Raw genomic sequence first — 15,665 nt, forward strand, 5'->3', positions numbered from 1 at the left:
CGGGGATGCACACTCTAGCCTTTGTATCTTAACGCGGATTACGGTAGAATTTCTGGTTAGCTATTGCGCTTTTGTCGGGATCATCCGGCAGGGCTTACATTAAGATCGGAGATCACCATGGCGGAAATCAAACGCACTCGCCGCAACACGCTGGAGCGTCGTTGCCTGGGTAAAGCATTCAAACGTCTGTTTGTGCGCGCACCCAAGGGCGTTTTCAAAATGCTGGAAAAAGTCAAGCGCGTCTAAGTGCCTGACGTAGGCAGTGTGCAGACGAAAACCTGGTTTTCCTTCCTGCATTCACCGCCAGCAGCAAAAAAACCACAGGCGTGCCTGTGGTTTTTTTGTGCGTGACCGGTTTTGCTTCCGGCCAGGGCAGGGCGGTGTGAATACTGCACGGCACCGTGTCCCGCTTGGCTTATGATGGTGTCATTGTGATGCAAAAATAAAACCTTGCCTGCAACCCTAATCAATACAGGTAATGGCATCTTTTGGGGACATCCGCTCATGGAATGGCGTCATTTATTCACCGTCCTGACACCGAGTTATAACCGCGCCCATACGCTGGAGCGGGTATATCGTTCCTTATGTGAACAAACTTGCCAGGATTTTGAGTGGGTGGTGGTTGATGACGGCTCTACTGACGGCACCCGGGAGCTGGTGCAAGGCTGGCAGCAGCAGGCCCCTTTTCCGATTCGCTATGCTTGGCAGGAAAACCGTCACAAGAAAGCCGCTTTCAATCACGGGGTGGCCCTGGCACAAGGCGAGCTGGTCGTGGCGCTGGACAGCGATGACACCTTGCTGGTCAATGCGCTCTACGATATGGCTCAGATCTGGGCTGATATTCCCCTGCAGGAGCGGGCAGGTTATGCCGGCATTACCGGCCTGTGCGTGCGTCCTGACGGTAAGGTCGTGGGCGATATGTTTCCCAAAGATGTATTCGATGCCAGCGCCTTGGATATAAGCTTTCGCTACCACGTGCGGGGCGAAAAGTTCGGCTGCTTGAGTACCGCCGTGCTGCGCAGGTTTCCCTTTCCCGATCAAATTGATGGCTTTGTACCTGAAAGTCTGGTGTGGCGGGCGATTGCCCGTGCGGGCTACAAGAACCGCTTTGTGAATACCGTGTTCCGCGTCTATCACGACAGTCCCGACTCTTTGTCGGTACAAGGCAAGACCAGCCAGCAGCACGCACTGGGTTTGTGGCTGCTGGCGCAGGATACGGTGGTGAAATGCTTGCCCTGGTTTCGCTACGAACCCAAGGCATTTTTGATGGCCGCTGCGCGTTACACCCGCTTTGGGCTGCACCTGCGGGCCAGTGGTCGTACACCACCAGCAGGCTATGGGCTTGAAGGGCTGGCGTCCTATCTGCTGGTGGCCCTGATGTGGCCGGTGGGGGCCGCGCTCTATCTGCGTGACAAGCGACGGACCTGAGCGCGATTAGTGCAGGGTGTGACCATGCACGCCCGGCTCGGGGCTGTCATCATCATCGTCGTCCTCGTCCTCGTCCTCGTCCTCGTCCTCGTCCTCGTCCTCGGTGTCGTCTTCGGGGGCAAAGGCGTCCTCGCCCAGCGCAAAGGGCAAGAGCTCTTCCAGTGTTTCGGTCCAGGCCACTTCTTCGCCCTCTTCGTCCACTTTGATAAAGCGCACCGGCTCAGCATCGCTCAACTGAATGGCCCACAGATAGCGGCAGGCGTAGACGGCTTTGTCTTGTGGGGCCAGCCCACCGCGGTTGCCTACGATACGGGCCTGTTCGCCGCCTATTTGCACGACCGTGAATTCGTTTTCGTCTTCGTCTTTGTCCAGCGGCATGGCAAAGATGACCCATTCAAAACCGGTTTCTTCTGCGCCCACGATCTCGGCCAGCACAGCCCGGCCCAGATAGGCGCTTAGCGCATCGGCCGTGCGACCCAGGGTTTCGATCTCTTCCGTGGTAAATACAAGTTCGGGGGCGTCAGATGTGGGCATGGCGTTTTTGGATTGTCAGCAAAAGTGAGTATATTACCCGAGACAGGCCTGCACTCAGGCCCGGTGTTTGGTTCTGGGTCCGACAGAAGCCTGCCTTTTGGGCGCCAAACGCCTACAATCCCAGTTTTCCGAACACGACCTGTTTTTCCTTTTTAGGTTTATATGGCTCAATACGTTTATTCGATGAACCGCGTGGGCAAGATTGTGCCGCCCAAGCGGCAGATTCTGCGCAATATCTCCTTGTCTTTCTTTCCAGGTGCCAAGATTGGTGTGCTGGGCCTGAACGGCTCGGGTAAATCCACCTTGCTCAAGATCATGGCCGGCGTAGATACCGAGATCGAGGGCGAAGCCGTCCCCATGGCAGGGATCAAAATCGGTTATCTGCCACAAGAACCTCAGCTGAATCCAGAGCACACGGTTCGTGAGGCTGTGCAGGCCGGTCTGGGCCAGGTTTTCGAGGCACGCCAGCGTCTGGAACAGGTCTACGCCGAATACGCCGAGCCCGATGCGGACTTTGACGCTCTGGCCGCCGAGCAGGCCGAGCTGGAATCCATTATTGCGGCCGCCGCGACCAGCGGTGCGGACGATATCGAAACCCAGATGGAAATTGCGGCCGATGCGCTGCGTCTGCCACCTTGGGATGCCTCCATTGCAAACCTGTCCGGTGGTGAAAAGCGTCGCGTGGCCCTGTGTCAGTTGCTGCTGTCCAAGCCCGACATGTTGCTGCTGGACGAGCCAACCAACCACCTGGACGCGGAAAGCGTGGACTGGCTGGAAGTGTTCCTGCGCCAGTTCCCCGGCACCGTTGTGGCAGTAACCCACGATCGTTACTTCCTGGATAACGCCGCCGAGTGGATTCTGGAGCTGGACCGTGGTCACGGCATCCCCTGGAAGGGCAACTACAGCTCCTGGCTGGAGCAGAAGGACGATCGTCTGAAGCAGGAAGAGGCTTCGGAAAGTGCTCGTCAGCGCACCATCAAGAAAGAGCTGGAGTGGGTACGTCAGAACCCCAAGGGGCGTCAGGCCAAAGCCAAGGCGCGTCTGGCCCGCTTCGAGGAACTGTCCTCGCACGAATACCAGAAGCGCAACGAAACCCAGGAAATCTTTATTCCGGTGGCCGAGCGTCTGGGTAATGAAGTGATTGAATTTGAAAACGTCAGCAAGGGCTATGGCGATCGTCTGCTGATTGACAACCTGAGCTTCAAGGTGCCAGCCGGTGCCATCGTTGGGATTATTGGCCCTAACGGTGCCGGTAAATCCACCTTGTTCCGCATGCTGGCTGGTAAAGAGCAGCCGGATTCGGGTACGGTCAAGCTGGGTCAGACGGTCAAGCTGGCGTATGTCGACCAGTCGCGTGATGCGCTAGAAAATGACAAAACTGTTTTCGATGCGATTGCTGACGGGGCAGATCTGCTGACCGTGGGTCGCTTTGAAATGCCATCGCGTGCGTATCTGGGGCGCTTTAACTTCAAGGGTGCTGATCAGAACAAGATTGTGGGCAATCTGTCGGGCGGGGAGCGTGGTCGTTTGCACCTGGCCAAGACGCTGATTGCGGGTGGCAACGTGTTGCTGCTGGACGAACCCTCCAATGACCTGGATGTGGAGACCTTGCGTGCGCTGGAGGATGCTCTGCTGGAGTTTGCCGGCTCGGTCATGGTGATCAGCCACGATCGCTGGTTCCTGGACCGCATCGCTACCCATATCCTGGCGTTCGAGGGCGATTCGCAGGTTGTATTCTTTGACGGCAACTATCAGGAATACGAGGCAGACAAGAAAAAACGCCTGGGCGAGGACGCTGCCAAGCCCCGTCGTATCCGCTACAAATCCCTGAAATAAGGAAGGTGCCATGCCTGTGCTCAATGCCCATCAGTCCGTCGTCTTGATTGTTGATATGCAAACGGGTCTGTTGCCCGCCATTGCAGACCACCAAGCCTTGGTCGAACGTGCCGGGAAGGTGGCACAGGCGGCTCGCCTTTTAGGGGTGCCGGTTCTGGCAACCGAGCATTGGGCTGAGAAAATCGGCCCGACCGACGCCTCCCTGCTACCGCATATTGATAAAGTGCTGCATAAAACGCACTTTGATGCCACGCGTGAGGCCGATTTCCTGCCTGCCTTGCCGGTAGGCCGCCCACGAGTGTTGTTACTGGGTACAGAGTCTCACGTGTGTGTGTTACAAACTGGCCTGGGTTTGAGTGAGCGCGGGTATGAACCCGTGTTGGTCGGCGATTGTGTGGGCTCGCGTCATCCCGAGTCCCGGCAGGCAGCCTGGGATCGCTGGGCGATGCATGGATTGGAGCGCGTTAGCGCCGAAATGGCCCTGTTTGAATGGCTGGAAACACCGGCCAACCCGGCTTTCAAATCAGTTCTGGCCCTGATCAAAAAAATGGATTCCTAGCGAAATTACATCTGTTGCGTTGCCTAACAATAGGATCTGGACTAATTTGCTCCGCAGGGTGAAGATAGACTTTAATGCCGTGTCGAGCACGGATACTTCACGGAGGTTAACGGATGAATATGACGACTATCACTAAAGTGGGTTTGGCCACGGTTCTGGCCGTCGTGATGGCGGGCTGCTCTTCCTGGGATGGGATGAGCAAACGTCAAAAAGGCGCCGTAACGGGCGCGGGTCTGGGCGGTGTGGCCGGTGCGGTCATTACAAATGGTGGTGTGCTGGGCACCGTGGGTGGGGCTGCGATTGGCGGCGTCATCGGCGATCAGATCGGCAAGAACCGCTAAACTCAAATTTGCCGGACGAGCTGAAACGCTCGCCAGCGTCAAAAGCCTCAAGGTACTGAGAATCCATCCCGACCTTGAGGCTTTTTTTATGTGGTACGCAGCAAAAGCTCGAGGCTTTATCGGTAGCCGTCCTCATCCATCATGGATCTATACCACTGGTGAAAATGTTTCATCCCGTCCTCGAGCGGAGACTGGTAGGGGCCCACTTCGCAGACTCCTCGTTCCATCAGGGCGCGACGTCCGGCATCCATGCGCTCCGCAATCTCGTCATCTTCCACGGCTGTTTCCATGTACGCCGCGCGCTGTGCATGCACAAAGTCCCGTTCAAAAGCCACGATCTCTTCGGGATAGTAAAACTCCACCACATTCAAGGTCTCCTGTGGGCCCTTTGGGTACAGGGTGGACAGTACCAGTACATGGGGATAGATCTCGATCATGTGGGTGGGGAAATAAGTGACCCAGACAGCACCGAAATCTGGCGCTTCGCCTTGGCGGTAAGCCAGCAGACTGTCGTGCCATTGGCGGTAGGTGGGCGAACCGGGATGGGCCAGGGCCTGGTGTATGCCCACACGCTGCAAGCTGTACCAGTCACTGAACTCCCATTCCAGATCGTCACAGGTGACGAACTGGCCCAGGCCGGGATGGAACGGGGCGACGTGATAGTCCTCCAGATAGACCTCGATAAAGGTCTTCCAGTTGTAGTTGCACTGGTGAATTTCGACATGATCGAGCACGTAGTCCTGAAAGTCGAATTCTGGCCGGCTGAACAAGGCCGCCATATCCCGGGCCGGATCCCGTGACCCTTCAAACAAGAGGCCGTGGCAATCGCGTAAAGGATAGCGTTCCAGGTTCAGACAAGGTTTGTCCTTGAATCGGGGCGCGGCCAGTAAATCACCCTGGGCACTGTAGGTCCAGTTGTGCAGGGGGCAGACAATATGGCCGCCTGTACTGCTCAGGGAGCCGTGGCTGGCCTGATTGGGCTGGCCGGGCATGCCACCCAGCATCAGCGCCTGGCGATGCCTGCAGACGTTCGAGAGCAGTTCTACGCCGTGTTGGCTGCGTATCAGGGTACGGGCAGCATTTTCCTGAATCAGGGTGCGCCAGTCGCCGGGTTCGGGAACGAGCTTTTCATGGCCGACATACAAGGCGGACTGTTGAAAAATGCGCTCTTGTTCACGTTCAAACAAAGCGTGGTCGAAATAGGCGCTAACAGGAAGCTGGGGGTGAGCGGGCACAAGACGTTTCATCTGACCGAGATCGGTCATGATTCCCTCCGCATAGGTCAATAAGCCAGGCCTGGATGGGCGTTTGATGGCCTTAACCACCATCTCTGGCGCGAAGAAAAATCGGAACTGGCCGATTACCAAGGCGAAATTGTACCTTATCTATTAGCCACCTAGCCGCAAGATGGACGGCGTTTGGCGGGTTTTACGCGCGTTGCCGTGCGAAGCAGACAGCCAAGAAAATGGCCATCCCAGGGGATGGCCATTTCAAGCAGCAAGATGGTGTGTGCCGGGTGCGCTTTATTTGTTTTCCATGGCACTGGCATCGATCTGCGGCATTTCGATTTTGACTTCCAGCACTTCCAGCGAGTCCTGGCGATCAAGGTTCACCTTGATGTCATCGGGATTAATCTTCACGTAACGTGAAATGACTTCCACCAGCTCTTTTTGCAAGCGGGGCAAGTAGTCAGGTGCAACCCCACCTTGACCGCGTTCGTTGATGAGGATTAGTTGCAGACGGTCTTTGGCGACCGTTGCCGACGTTTTCTTGTGACCGAGCAGGAAGGACAGGAAAGACATATTACTTTCCTCCGAACAGGCGCTTGAACAGACCTGGCTTTTCGTAATCCACAAAACGCAACGGTTTCTCTTCACCCAGGTAACGATCTACGATGTCCTGATAGGCTTGGGACACATCACTTTCCTTGATATGGATAACAGGTACTCCTTGGTTGGACGCTTGCAGTACGGTTTCCGATTCCGGGGTCACGCCAATCAGTTTGATACGCAAGATATCTTCGACGTCTTGCAGGGACAGCATTTCACCATCCGAGACACGTTTGGGGCTGTAGCGGGTCAACAGCAAGTATTCTTTGATCGGTTCTTTGCCTTGCTCACCACGTCGCGATTTGGCCGCCAAAATCCCCAGAATGCGATCCGAGTCGCGCACCGAGGATACTTCCGGGTTGGTCACTACCAGGGCATCGTCCGCAAAATAGGAGGCCATCAGTGCGCCGGTTTCGATACCGGCAGGCGAGTCGCAGACAATGTATTCAAAACCCATGCCCTTGAGCTCTTCGAGCACCTTTTCCACGCCTTCGCGGGTCAGTGCATCTTTGTCGCGTGTCTGGGAAGCGGGTAGGATGAACAGATTTTCCAGCTGCTTGTCACGGATCAAGGCCTGGTTCAATGTGGCTTCGCCCTGGATCACATTGACGAAGTCGTACACCACGCGTCGTTCGCAACCCATGATCAGATCCAGGTTGCGCAAGCCGACGTCAAAGTCGATGACCACGGTCTTGTGACCGCGCATCGCAAGACCAGATGCAAAACTGGCACTGGTGGTGGTTTTACCCACGCCGCCCTTGCCGGAGGTCACTACAACTATACGCGCCATGACAATCGGATTCCTTTGTTTTTCAAGTCACATAATCGTAAAGCATAACGGGCCTGATGTTGACATCCGTTGTGCCGCTTAGCCTACTGCTTAGAAACAAAACATATCAATTGCTTTGTTCGGTGTCAGCTTACACGTTTGTTTTCACGCTTGCTTGCCTGCCCGTATCTATTTGTCGGGGTTCAGCTCAGCCAGGCAAAAAGCAGCTTGCCCGGTACGGTCACAACCTGACCGGGTAGGGGCGGGTGGGAACGATTCCACCAGGCAGCGCTGCGTGTGTATTGCTCTTTATAAAAAGCGCCGGCAAAAGCCGGCGCCTGTTACTGCTAGGAGCTCAGGGGATCAAACCTGAGCGTGTCTTCTTCCAGTGTCACCATGACCGGCTTGTTGCGCAGTTGCGCGTCCAGCCGGGTCTCGATGATGCGGTACACACCGGCAATCGCAATCAGCTCCGGGTCCAGTTCGGTCGTGAAGATGCGGGCCTTGCTGTCACCCCGGGCGCCTGCCATGGCTTTACCACGCAGTGGACCATACACATGAATATTGCCATCGGCCACGACTTCGGCCCCCTGGCTAACCGCACCAATGACGATCAGGTCTGTGTGACGGGCGTAAATCCGTTGACCGGAACGTAACTGGCGGTGGATGGTCAGGGCTGCCGGGGCAATAGCCGGCGGTGGCGGGGCGGCCGCTGCAGGAGCTTCCTGCGTCGTTGTTTGCGAGAGCACCGGAACTTCCTTGTCCGGGGCCGCCTGTGTTTGTGGGCGCGCCGGAGGATTGGACAGTTCCACCTGGGGCAGACCGCTGTCGATGGCGTTGTCTGCGTGATCGGCATGCGCAATGACGCCTACCGGGTGCAGCTTGTGCTGGCGCAGCGCCTCGATCAGGGCTGACCAGTCCACAGGCGCATCGATGCCGCTGGCATCAATCACCACCGGTTCGTCCTCGAAAAAGGAGCCGGCATCTTTCATGCGTTGCGCCAAGGCGGCTAGCTGCTCGGCCGTGTCGGCCGAACGCAACACCACCCGTACGGCATACAAGGTGGCACTTTTGAAATCCAGGGCCTGAGGCCCTTTGGCATACGTCTGATCGTTCACGTCAATAGCCTTAGACCCAGGTGTCTTTCAGAGTCGTGGTGCGGTTAAGAACGGGTTTTTCGGCCGTGGAGTCGACACGATCCGCCACAAAATAGCCCAGGCGTTCAAACTGCCAGCGGGCGTCGGGCGTTGCCCGGGTACCTGGCTCCAGCCAGCCCTGAATCACGCGCAGCGAGTTGGGGTTGATGTGCTCCAGAAAGTCCTGGTCGGCCGCATCGGGCTGAGGATGGGCAAAGAGGCGGTCATAGAGACGAATCTCGGCGGCCACCGCATGTTCGGCACTGATCCAGGTGATATTGCCCTTGACCTTGACCGAGTCTGCGCCAGGGGTGCCACTTTTGGTGTCAGGCAGGTATTCCGCCAGCACCTGGGTGACATTGCCTTGCTCGTCCTTGACGCAGCCGGTACAGCGCACGACGTAGCCGTATTTCAGACGCACGGTATTGCCGGGGAACAGGCGGAAGTACTTTTTGGGCGGCTCTTCCTTGAAGTCCTCGCGCTCGATGTACAGGCGACCCGAAAAGGGGAACTCGCGCTGTCCGGCTTGCGGATTGTGCGGATTGCGCGGTGCATGGCACAGCTCGGTTTGCCCTTCCGGGTAGTTCGTAATGATCAGTTCGATCGGGTCCAGGATCGCCACGCTGCGATCGGCCACCGGGTCCAGATCATCGCGCAGTGCTTGCTCGAGCAGACTGTAATCCACATGCTGGGCGGCTTTGGATACGCCCAGGCGGTCCGTAAACAGACGGATGGCTCCGGGACTGTAGCCGCGGCGACGCAAGCCGGCCAAGGTAGGCATGCGGGGGTCGTCCCAGCCTGAAACATGGTTTTCCTGAACCAACTGACGCAGTTTGCGCTTGCTGGTGACCACATAGGACAGGTTCAGCCGCGAGAACTCGTACTGCTTGGGCAGGGGTTCGGACAACTGGCCCAGCTCGACCAGCCGCTCCAGAATCCAGTTGTAGAACGGACGCTGGTCTTCAAATTCCAGAGTGCACAAACTGTGCGTGATTCGCTCGAGCGCATCTTCCACGGGGTGAGCCCAGCTGTACATCGGGTAAATGCACCACTTGTTGCCCGTGCGATGGTGTTCGGCGTGGCGGATGCGGTACATGACCGGGTCACGCATATTGATATTGGGCGAGCCCATGTCAATCTTGGCACGCAAGGCCATGCTGCCATCGGGATGCTTGCCCTCGCGCATCTCGCGCAAGAGCCGGATGGATTCCTCGGCGGGGCGGTCGCGCCAGCGCGAGTTCACTCCCTTTTCGGTCAAGGTGCCCCGGTTGGCACGCATTTCCTCGGCGCTTTGCTCGTCCACGTAGGCATAGCCGGCGTTGACCAGTGCCTCGGCGAATTGGTACATGTAATCAAAGTAGTCGCTGGCAAAGTACAGGTTCTCTTCGTTTTTGAAGGTCCAGTCAAAGCCCAGCCATTTGACCATGTCGATAATGGCGTCCACGTACTCCTGTTCTTCTTTTTCGGGGTTGGTGTCGTCAAAACGCAGGTGGCAGGCCCCCTGGTAGTCGCTGGCCAGTCCGAAGTTCAAACAGATGCTTTTGGCATGCCCAATGTGCAAATAGCCGTTGGGCTCGGGGGGGAAGCGCGTACGAATGCGCGCGGCATCGACAGCGGCCCCTTCCTGGGTGCTGGCCGGGCCCGGCTGGCCGGCCCAGGATTTTTGTGCGTAACGGCCAGCGCTCAGATCCTGGTCGATGATCGTGCGCAGAAAATTGGAGACGGGAGCGGGAGTGGTGTCAGAGGTCATACACGTTTGAAATAAAGAAGCCGACGGACTAATCGGCCATTTTGCCACGTTCTTGTTTTAGAGGGGTATTTGCCCTGAGAATTGCGGCAATAACTTAGGGTAGTATGGTGGCGTTTGCAGGCCAATTCACCCTACACTAGCGCTCATTATGACGCACTCCGCCCTTTCCTTGTCCCACGCCCAGTTCTTCCTCAGCCTGGGATTCATGCTGCTGTTTCTGGCCCTGGAGCTGGGATTGGCCTGGGTGCTGCTGTATTTCAAGCTTAGAACCTTTGGCAGTAAGGCAAGCGCCTGGATGGGAGCCTACCGGTTCTGGGTGCGTCTGTTTGCACTGGCGTTTATTTTAAGCTTTGCCGCCTCCATGCCCGTGCTGATTCAGTTCGGCAGTGTCTGGCCGGGGCTGATGGAACAGGTAGGCGATGTGATTGGCCCGATGCTGGCCGCTTCCATGCTGTCCCTGTTTATCTTCAAATCCTGCTTTCTGGGCGTGATGCTGTTTGCGCAGCGCATGCTCTCCAATCTGGTTCACACGCTGGTTGTGCTGATGGTGGCGTTGGGCGTCACGGTGACGGCGTTCTGGCTGCTGGCGATCGTGGCGTGGATGCAGGTGCCCACGGGGGTGGACGTGATCGACGGTCATTACGTGGTGATGGATTGGCTTGATGTGCTCAGCACGCCTGCCTTGCCCTGGTACGCCGGTCTCTTGCTGGCAGGCAGCTTGCTGACGGTTGCCTTTTTCATGCTGGGTGTGACTTGTGCCCAGACCATGCAAAAGCCGGTCACTGACCAGGAACGTCTGGCATTTCGCAGCGCCCTGTTTTTAGGCGTGGCGGCCTGGCTTGGGCTGTTGTGTTCTGTGGTGGGCAATGGATTCATGACGGCTCAGTATCAGCCTGCCAAAGCGGCGGCGGCGGCCGCATATTGGGAAAGTGGTTCGCAGCCGGACCTGATTTTGATCGCGGCGCCTTCAGCCATGCAGGACAGCGTACTGGGCGTACTGCGCTGGACTCATGCCGGCGGGCGCTGGCTGGGACGCAATGACAGCGGTATTTTGATGGGGCTGGATCAGTTTTCCGAGGCCATGCCGCCGGTCACCTTGACATTCTGGTCCTTTCGTTTGGCTGTGCTGGCAGGAGCCCTGATGCTGGGGGTATTGCTGTGGGTCTTGCTGCGTACTCGGCGCTATGGGCTGGACCCGCACTCGCTGTCTTATCGAGAGCGTCAGGTGATGGTGGTCTCGTCGGTACTGGGCTGGGTCATGTTGCTCGCCGGCGCTGCTTACCTTTTGCTCGGTTTCCTTCCCTATCTGGTGGGCACGGATATTCAGGCGGTGCAGGTGCAGAGCAGTGAAAATGTTCTGACGGTAGCCCTGGGCTTACTGGCGTATGGCGCGGTCTACATCCTGTGCATGATTGGATTTTTCCAGAAGTTGCGACATGCCGTTCGGTTTGGCGTGGTGCCGATTGCACGTCATCGGGGGCGGGCATGATTGATTCCTTTGCAAATGCGCTGGGGCTAGGGGCGCATGACCCTGCGTTCTGGATGCCGCTGGCGTTTTTAGCCCTGTTCTTTTTGATCATCGTAGCCGGTACGGTTCTGGATGGGTTCGATATCGGGGTGGGGTGCCTGTCCTTGCTGGCACCGGACTCCTTGCGTCCCCGCATGCTGTCTTTGCTCAGCCCTTGGCGCGATGCGAACGAGTTTTGGTTGTTTCTGGGTCTGGGCCTGTTTGTCTGTGCCTTCCCCAAAGCCTGGGGAGCGGTAATGGGTGGATTGTATGGACCGCTGTGTGCTCTGGGCGTGGGCGTATTTGCCCGCTCCGTGTCTTTCGAGTTCCGGCTGCGCGCCCCGGTAGAGCGCCAGTCTCGTTGGCAAATGGGGTTTGCGCTGGGCTCTTGGCTGACAGCTTTTTCCCATGGCGTCCTGCTGGCCCAGGTTGTAGTGGGCTTTCAAAGCGATGCGGGCTACATCTGGTTCTCCGTCTTTATGGGGTTTTGCGCCATTGCCGCCTACTGCCTGTTGGGGGCGAGCTGGCTGATCATGCGCGAGGCCGGTGAGCTACGCGCGCGTGCCGTGAACTGGGGGCGCCGTTCCGTGCGCTGGTTCGCCGCGGGCGCCGTCGGAGTGTCCGTGGTGCTGGCCTTTGTGAATGCCGGCGTGCTGCTCAAATGGAGCGATGGCCCATACTGGGGCCTGGTGCTGTTCTTGTGGGCGCTGATTCTGAGCTGCTTTGTGTCGATTGAAATGAGCTTGCAGCGCATGATTAACAGCAGCTATCGCACCACCGCCTTGCCTTTCTTGCTGACCTTGTTCGTGATGGTCTGCGTCATGGCGGGCCTGGCGTTCAGCTTTTTTCCTTATCTGATCCTGGACGAGATGACCATTTGGGATGCTGCTGCTGGAGTTCCGGCACTGGGTCTGATCCTGTCGGCCATTGTGATTGCCCTGCCCATTGTGTTGATATTCAACGTGTGGGTGTACTGGCGCATGTTTGGTTTGTCCCGCCCGCCTTTGCCGCCCAGCTTTAAAGGCTGATCTTTTTTATGATTGCCCATTCTGTACTGTCGATGCGCAAGCGTTTGCAGGGATTCAAGTGGTTGTCCGACATGCCTGCCATGCTGGCCTGGGCGGTTCTGGCCGGTATTCTGGGAGCCTTGGCCACTTTGGCCTTCCATCAGGGTATGCGCTTCGTTCAGCAAGTGGTTGCCGGACAGCATGGCGGCATCGTGGCCGTGACCGAAAGTTTGAGCTGGTACATGCGCCTGCTCTTTCCCACGGTGGGTGGCCTTTGTGCAGGCGTGTTGCTGTGGCTGGCCGGACGGCTGCCCTCGGGCAGTAATTCGGACTATATGGAAGCGGTAGCCATTGGCGATGGTCGCTTGTCGATCCGGCAGGGTTTGCTGCGCTCCCTGTCCTCCCTGATGACGGTCGCGTCGGGCGGCTCGATTGGTCGGGAAGGGGCCATGGTGCATTTGGCGTCCTTGTCCGCGTCAGCCATTGGTCGTTTCACCCTGTTCAGCGAGGCTCGCCTGCGCTTGCTGGTGGCCTGTGGCGCGGCGGCCGGTGTGGCCGCTGCGTATGGTGCGCCGATTGCCGGGGCGGTATTTGTGGCCGAGATTGTGCTGGGTACCATGACCATGAGCAGTTTTGGTCCGTTGCTGATGGCAGCCGTCAGTGCCCACCTGACCATGCGCATGCTCGGTGGTTACCATGCTCCGTATGAAATGGTGAATGTGCAGGCAGTGGCAGGCTGGGACATCCTGCCGTTTCTGCTGCTGGGCGTATTGATCGGTCTGGCAGCCCCGGCCTTCCTGAAGCTGCTGAATCTGTTTCGCACGCTCTTCAAACGTACTGGGCTGGGCTTGCCGCTACGCCTGGCCCTGGGCGGTCTGTTGCTGGGGTTCTTGCTAATAGCCATACCGCGCGTGGCTGGCAACGGTTTCAGCGTCGTGTCCTCCATGCTGCACACCGACTGGGCCTGGTATAGCGTTTTGCTTATCCTGGTGTTCAAGGTGCTGGCGACGGGGCTGACCGTCGGCTCGGGGGCGGTGGGCGGGGTCTTTACACCCGCCATCTTTGTAGGGGCCGCCTTTGGCACTTTGTTCGGGCAGGTGATCTTGCTGGTATTGCCCGGTCTGGACTTGCCTTTGTACCTCTTCACCCTGGTGGGAATGGGTGCATTTCTGGGCGCAGCAACCAGTGCCCCGTTCATGGCCATTCTGATGCTGTTTGAAATGACGCTGAGCTATCAGTTGGTGCTGCCCTTGATTGTGGCTTGTGTCATGGCCTATTTTGTGTCGCGCGGCGTGGCTGAGGTGGCCATGTATGAAGTGACGCTGGTGCGCGAACGAGATGCCCTGCTGCGGCACAAACTGCGTCATACGACCCTGGCTGAGCTGGTGCGTCCGGCCGATACCGTGGTCAGCACCACGACCCAGATGCGTGATGCCTTGCAGATGTTTCTCGATTACCCGGTGCGTTATTTGTACGTGGTCAACGAGGAGCAGGTTTATCAAGGGGTGATTGCACAGCCTGACCTGACCCGGATGTTGCTGGACGACAACGCTGCGCAGGATCGCGTGGTCGGTGATATTTTGCGTATGGATTTCGTCAAGACGCTGTACCCGAATATGAGTCTGGACGAGGCTCAGGAGCACTTTGTGAACTTTGCCGGAGAGCGCTTGCCTGTATTGAATGGTGACGGCTCGGGACGGCTGATTGGTGTAGTCTATAAATCTGCTGTGCTGGAAAAGTACTCTGCCATCAAACGCTCGCTGGATGCGAGCGGCGAAGTGATGTTGGATGCCCGGCGCTAAACTCTTTTTGTGACATTCATCATGCGTATAAAAGCTTGCCAGCGAGGTTTGGCAGGCGGGCTGGTTGTTGGTCTTGCCATGCTGTTCGCTGTTCCATTGGCCACGGCGCAAGCTCGTGTCGGGCTGGAAAATCTGTCCGCAACCCGTGTGTACGGGGTGGACGATGCGCCGGCGATTCAGGCTCAGGAGCTTCCGCCCGTGGAGCCGTTTTTTGATGCCTCCCTATGGCATCGTCAGGGCGACCAGGATCTGCTCAGTCCTGCCTCGTCCATGGATTTTTCTTTTGCCGACTTCAGCCTGAGCGGCTCCCAGACCGCCAGTCTGGCCCGGTCCATTCAATATAGCCAGCAGTCCTCGCCCATCTGGAGCGCACGCTGGCTAAGCAGTGCGCCGGATCAGGTCTGGCAGTTTGGCGAGCGCAATTGGCGTTATGTGAATGGAGAGGGCCTGCAGCTGACGCTGGGCAATGATACGGTGACGGCTCCGGACTGGGCGCGACCCGTGGAGCTGGGTGGTGTCAATATCAGCCAGCAGTTCGAGCAGGGCCCCGCGGGGCCCTGGCGCTACGCGCTGGCGATCGGTGCGCTGGATATGAGCGGCAAGCAGGATAATGGCGATCTTGTGTATGGGTCTTCGGCCAGCAGTCTCATGGTCAGTACTGATCTGACCAGCCGAACCAGTCTTGACACCCAAATGGAAAGCGCGCGAGATTTCGGCCTGACAGGTTTGGGGGCGACCTATCGCTCGCCGGATTTTGGGGTGTGGCAGGCCAGTGTCGCCAAGGCCTTCCATTCGGTAGGGCAGGGCTGGCGCTATCAAGCGGCCTATGGTTTGGACGTGCTGGGCGATTTGCACCTGCAATGGCAGGGTGAGCGCTACCAGGATAACTTTCTGGATTTGAGTCGTTATCAAGGCATGAAGGTGGCGGCGGCCAGTAGTCGGCAAATGCTGGGCCTGTCCGTGCCCTTGCGCGGCTGGGGCGAGGTCAAGACCCAGTACGAGGTACAGCAGGTCGTAGCCGGTGGGGAGAATCGCTACCTTGGGGTCACGCAGCAGTTCTGGTACAGTCCCCACCTTAGGGTGGGTTTGCAGGCCCGCCGTCATCTGGAAAGTCGTCAGTCGAACATCGCGCTGCGTTTTTCTATTCCGATTTTTTAAGCAGGCGGC

15 protein-coding genes are annotated in these 15,665 nt (G+C 57.7%); 9 read left to right on the forward strand and 6 right to left on the reverse strand.

Features of this window, described 5'->3' with window-relative positions:
* Positions 1-117 precede the first annotated feature (117 nt).
* Both VF694_RS05925 and VF694_RS05930 read left to right on the forward strand, forming a co-directional pair.
* Positions 118-246 (forward strand): hypothetical protein, encoded by a 129-nt coding sequence (locus VF694_RS05925; RefSeq protein WP_003803595.1) that lies wholly within the window; start codon positions 118-120, stop codon positions 244-246.
* Between the two features lie 258 nt (positions 247-504).
* Positions 505-1,428: a glycosyltransferase family 2 protein gene (locus tag VF694_RS05930; protein ID WP_003803593.1), complete on the forward strand. Its 924-nt coding sequence runs from the start codon at positions 505-507 to the stop codon at positions 1,426-1,428.
* Between the two features lie 6 nt (positions 1,429-1,434).
* On the opposite strand, the gene VF694_RS05935 is transcribed toward VF694_RS05930, so the two are convergent.
* On the reverse strand, positions 1,435-1,962 hold the full coding sequence (locus tag VF694_RS05935) for a hypothetical protein (RefSeq protein WP_440163912.1): 528 nt from the start codon (positions 1,960-1,962) through the stop codon (positions 1,435-1,437).
* 162 nt (positions 1,963-2,124) lie between these two features.
* Between VF694_RS05935 and ettA the strand changes: the two genes are divergently transcribed.
* The 3 genes from ettA (at position 2,125) to VF694_RS05950 (ending at position 4,698) form a co-directional block, all read left to right on the forward strand.
* Entirely contained in the window at positions 2,125-3,798 is a 1,674-nt protein-coding gene (gene ettA / locus VF694_RS05940; protein ID WP_003803590.1) for an energy-dependent translational throttle protein EttA, read from the forward strand.
* 10 nt (positions 3,799-3,808) lie between these two features.
* A complete protein-coding gene (locus VF694_RS05945; RefSeq protein ID WP_003803589.1) occupies positions 3,809-4,357 on the forward strand; it encodes an isochorismatase family protein in 549 nt (182 codons plus the stop codon).
* A 113-nt stretch (positions 4,358-4,470) separates the two neighbouring features.
* Positions 4,471-4,698, forward strand: a complete 228-nt coding sequence (locus VF694_RS05950; RefSeq protein ID WP_003803588.1) for a glycine zipper 2TM domain-containing protein — start codon at positions 4,471-4,473, stop codon at positions 4,696-4,698.
* A gap of 116 nt (positions 4,699-4,814) precedes the next feature.
* On the opposite strand, the gene VF694_RS05955 is transcribed toward VF694_RS05950, so the two are convergent.
* The 5 genes from VF694_RS05955 to VF694_RS05975 all read right to left on the reverse strand — a co-directional run bounded on the left by VF694_RS05955 (position 4,815) and on the right by VF694_RS05975 (position 10,182).
* Entirely contained in the window at positions 4,815-5,963 is a 1,149-nt protein-coding gene (locus VF694_RS05955; RefSeq protein ID WP_003803587.1) for an aromatic ring-hydroxylating oxygenase subunit alpha, read from the reverse strand.
* A 258-nt stretch (positions 5,964-6,221) separates the two neighbouring features.
* Positions 6,222-6,500: a cell division topological specificity factor MinE gene (gene minE, locus VF694_RS05960; protein ID WP_003803586.1), complete on the reverse strand. Its 279-nt coding sequence runs from the start codon at positions 6,498-6,500 to the stop codon at positions 6,222-6,224.
* A gap of 1 nt (position 6,501) precedes the next feature.
* Positions 6,502-7,317, reverse strand: a complete 816-nt coding sequence (gene minD, locus VF694_RS05965; RefSeq protein WP_003803585.1) for a septum site-determining protein MinD — start codon at positions 7,315-7,317, stop codon at positions 6,502-6,504.
* A 326-nt stretch (positions 7,318-7,643) separates the two neighbouring features.
* Positions 7,644-8,414, reverse strand: a complete 771-nt coding sequence (minC, locus tag VF694_RS05970) for a septum site-determining protein MinC (RefSeq protein ID WP_003803584.1) — start codon at positions 8,412-8,414, stop codon at positions 7,644-7,646.
* 10 nt (positions 8,415-8,424) lie between these two features.
* On the reverse strand, positions 8,425-10,182 hold the full coding sequence (locus tag VF694_RS05975; RefSeq protein ID WP_219235698.1) for a glutamine--tRNA ligase/YqeY domain fusion protein: 1,758 nt from the start codon (positions 10,180-10,182) through the stop codon (positions 8,425-8,427).
* Positions 10,183-10,330: 148 nt separating this feature from the next.
* Here VF694_RS05975 and VF694_RS05980 point away from each other — a divergent pair, with 148 nt between their 5' ends.
* Genes VF694_RS05980 through VF694_RS05995 form a run of 4 tightly spaced genes read left to right on the forward strand, consistent with a single transcriptional unit; the run spans position 10,331 to position 15,656 of the window.
* Entirely contained in the window at positions 10,331-11,671 is a 1,341-nt protein-coding gene (locus tag VF694_RS05980; RefSeq protein WP_039943741.1) for a cytochrome ubiquinol oxidase subunit I, read from the forward strand.
* Positions 11,668-12,717, forward strand: coding sequence for a cytochrome d ubiquinol oxidase subunit II (locus VF694_RS05985; protein ID WP_003803579.1), 1,050 nt, complete (start codon positions 11,668-11,670; stop codon positions 12,715-12,717). Before VF694_RS05980 ends, VF694_RS05985 begins: the two co-directional genes overlap by 4 nt.
* 8 nt (positions 12,718-12,725) lie before the next feature.
* Entirely contained in the window at positions 12,726-14,498 is a 1,773-nt protein-coding gene (locus tag VF694_RS05990) for a ClcB-like voltage-gated chloride channel protein (protein WP_003803577.1), read from the forward strand.
* Positions 14,499-14,519: 21 nt separating this feature from the next.
* Entirely contained in the window at positions 14,520-15,656 is a 1,137-nt protein-coding gene (locus tag VF694_RS05995) for a hypothetical protein (RefSeq protein WP_440163914.1), read from the forward strand.
* Positions 15,657-15,665: the final 9 nt, after the last annotated feature.

The organism is Alcaligenes sp. Lyrl_28 (assembly GCF_051948705.1).
GTDB lineage: Bacteria > Pseudomonadota > Gammaproteobacteria > Burkholderiales > Burkholderiaceae_B > Alcaligenes > Alcaligenes ammonioxydans.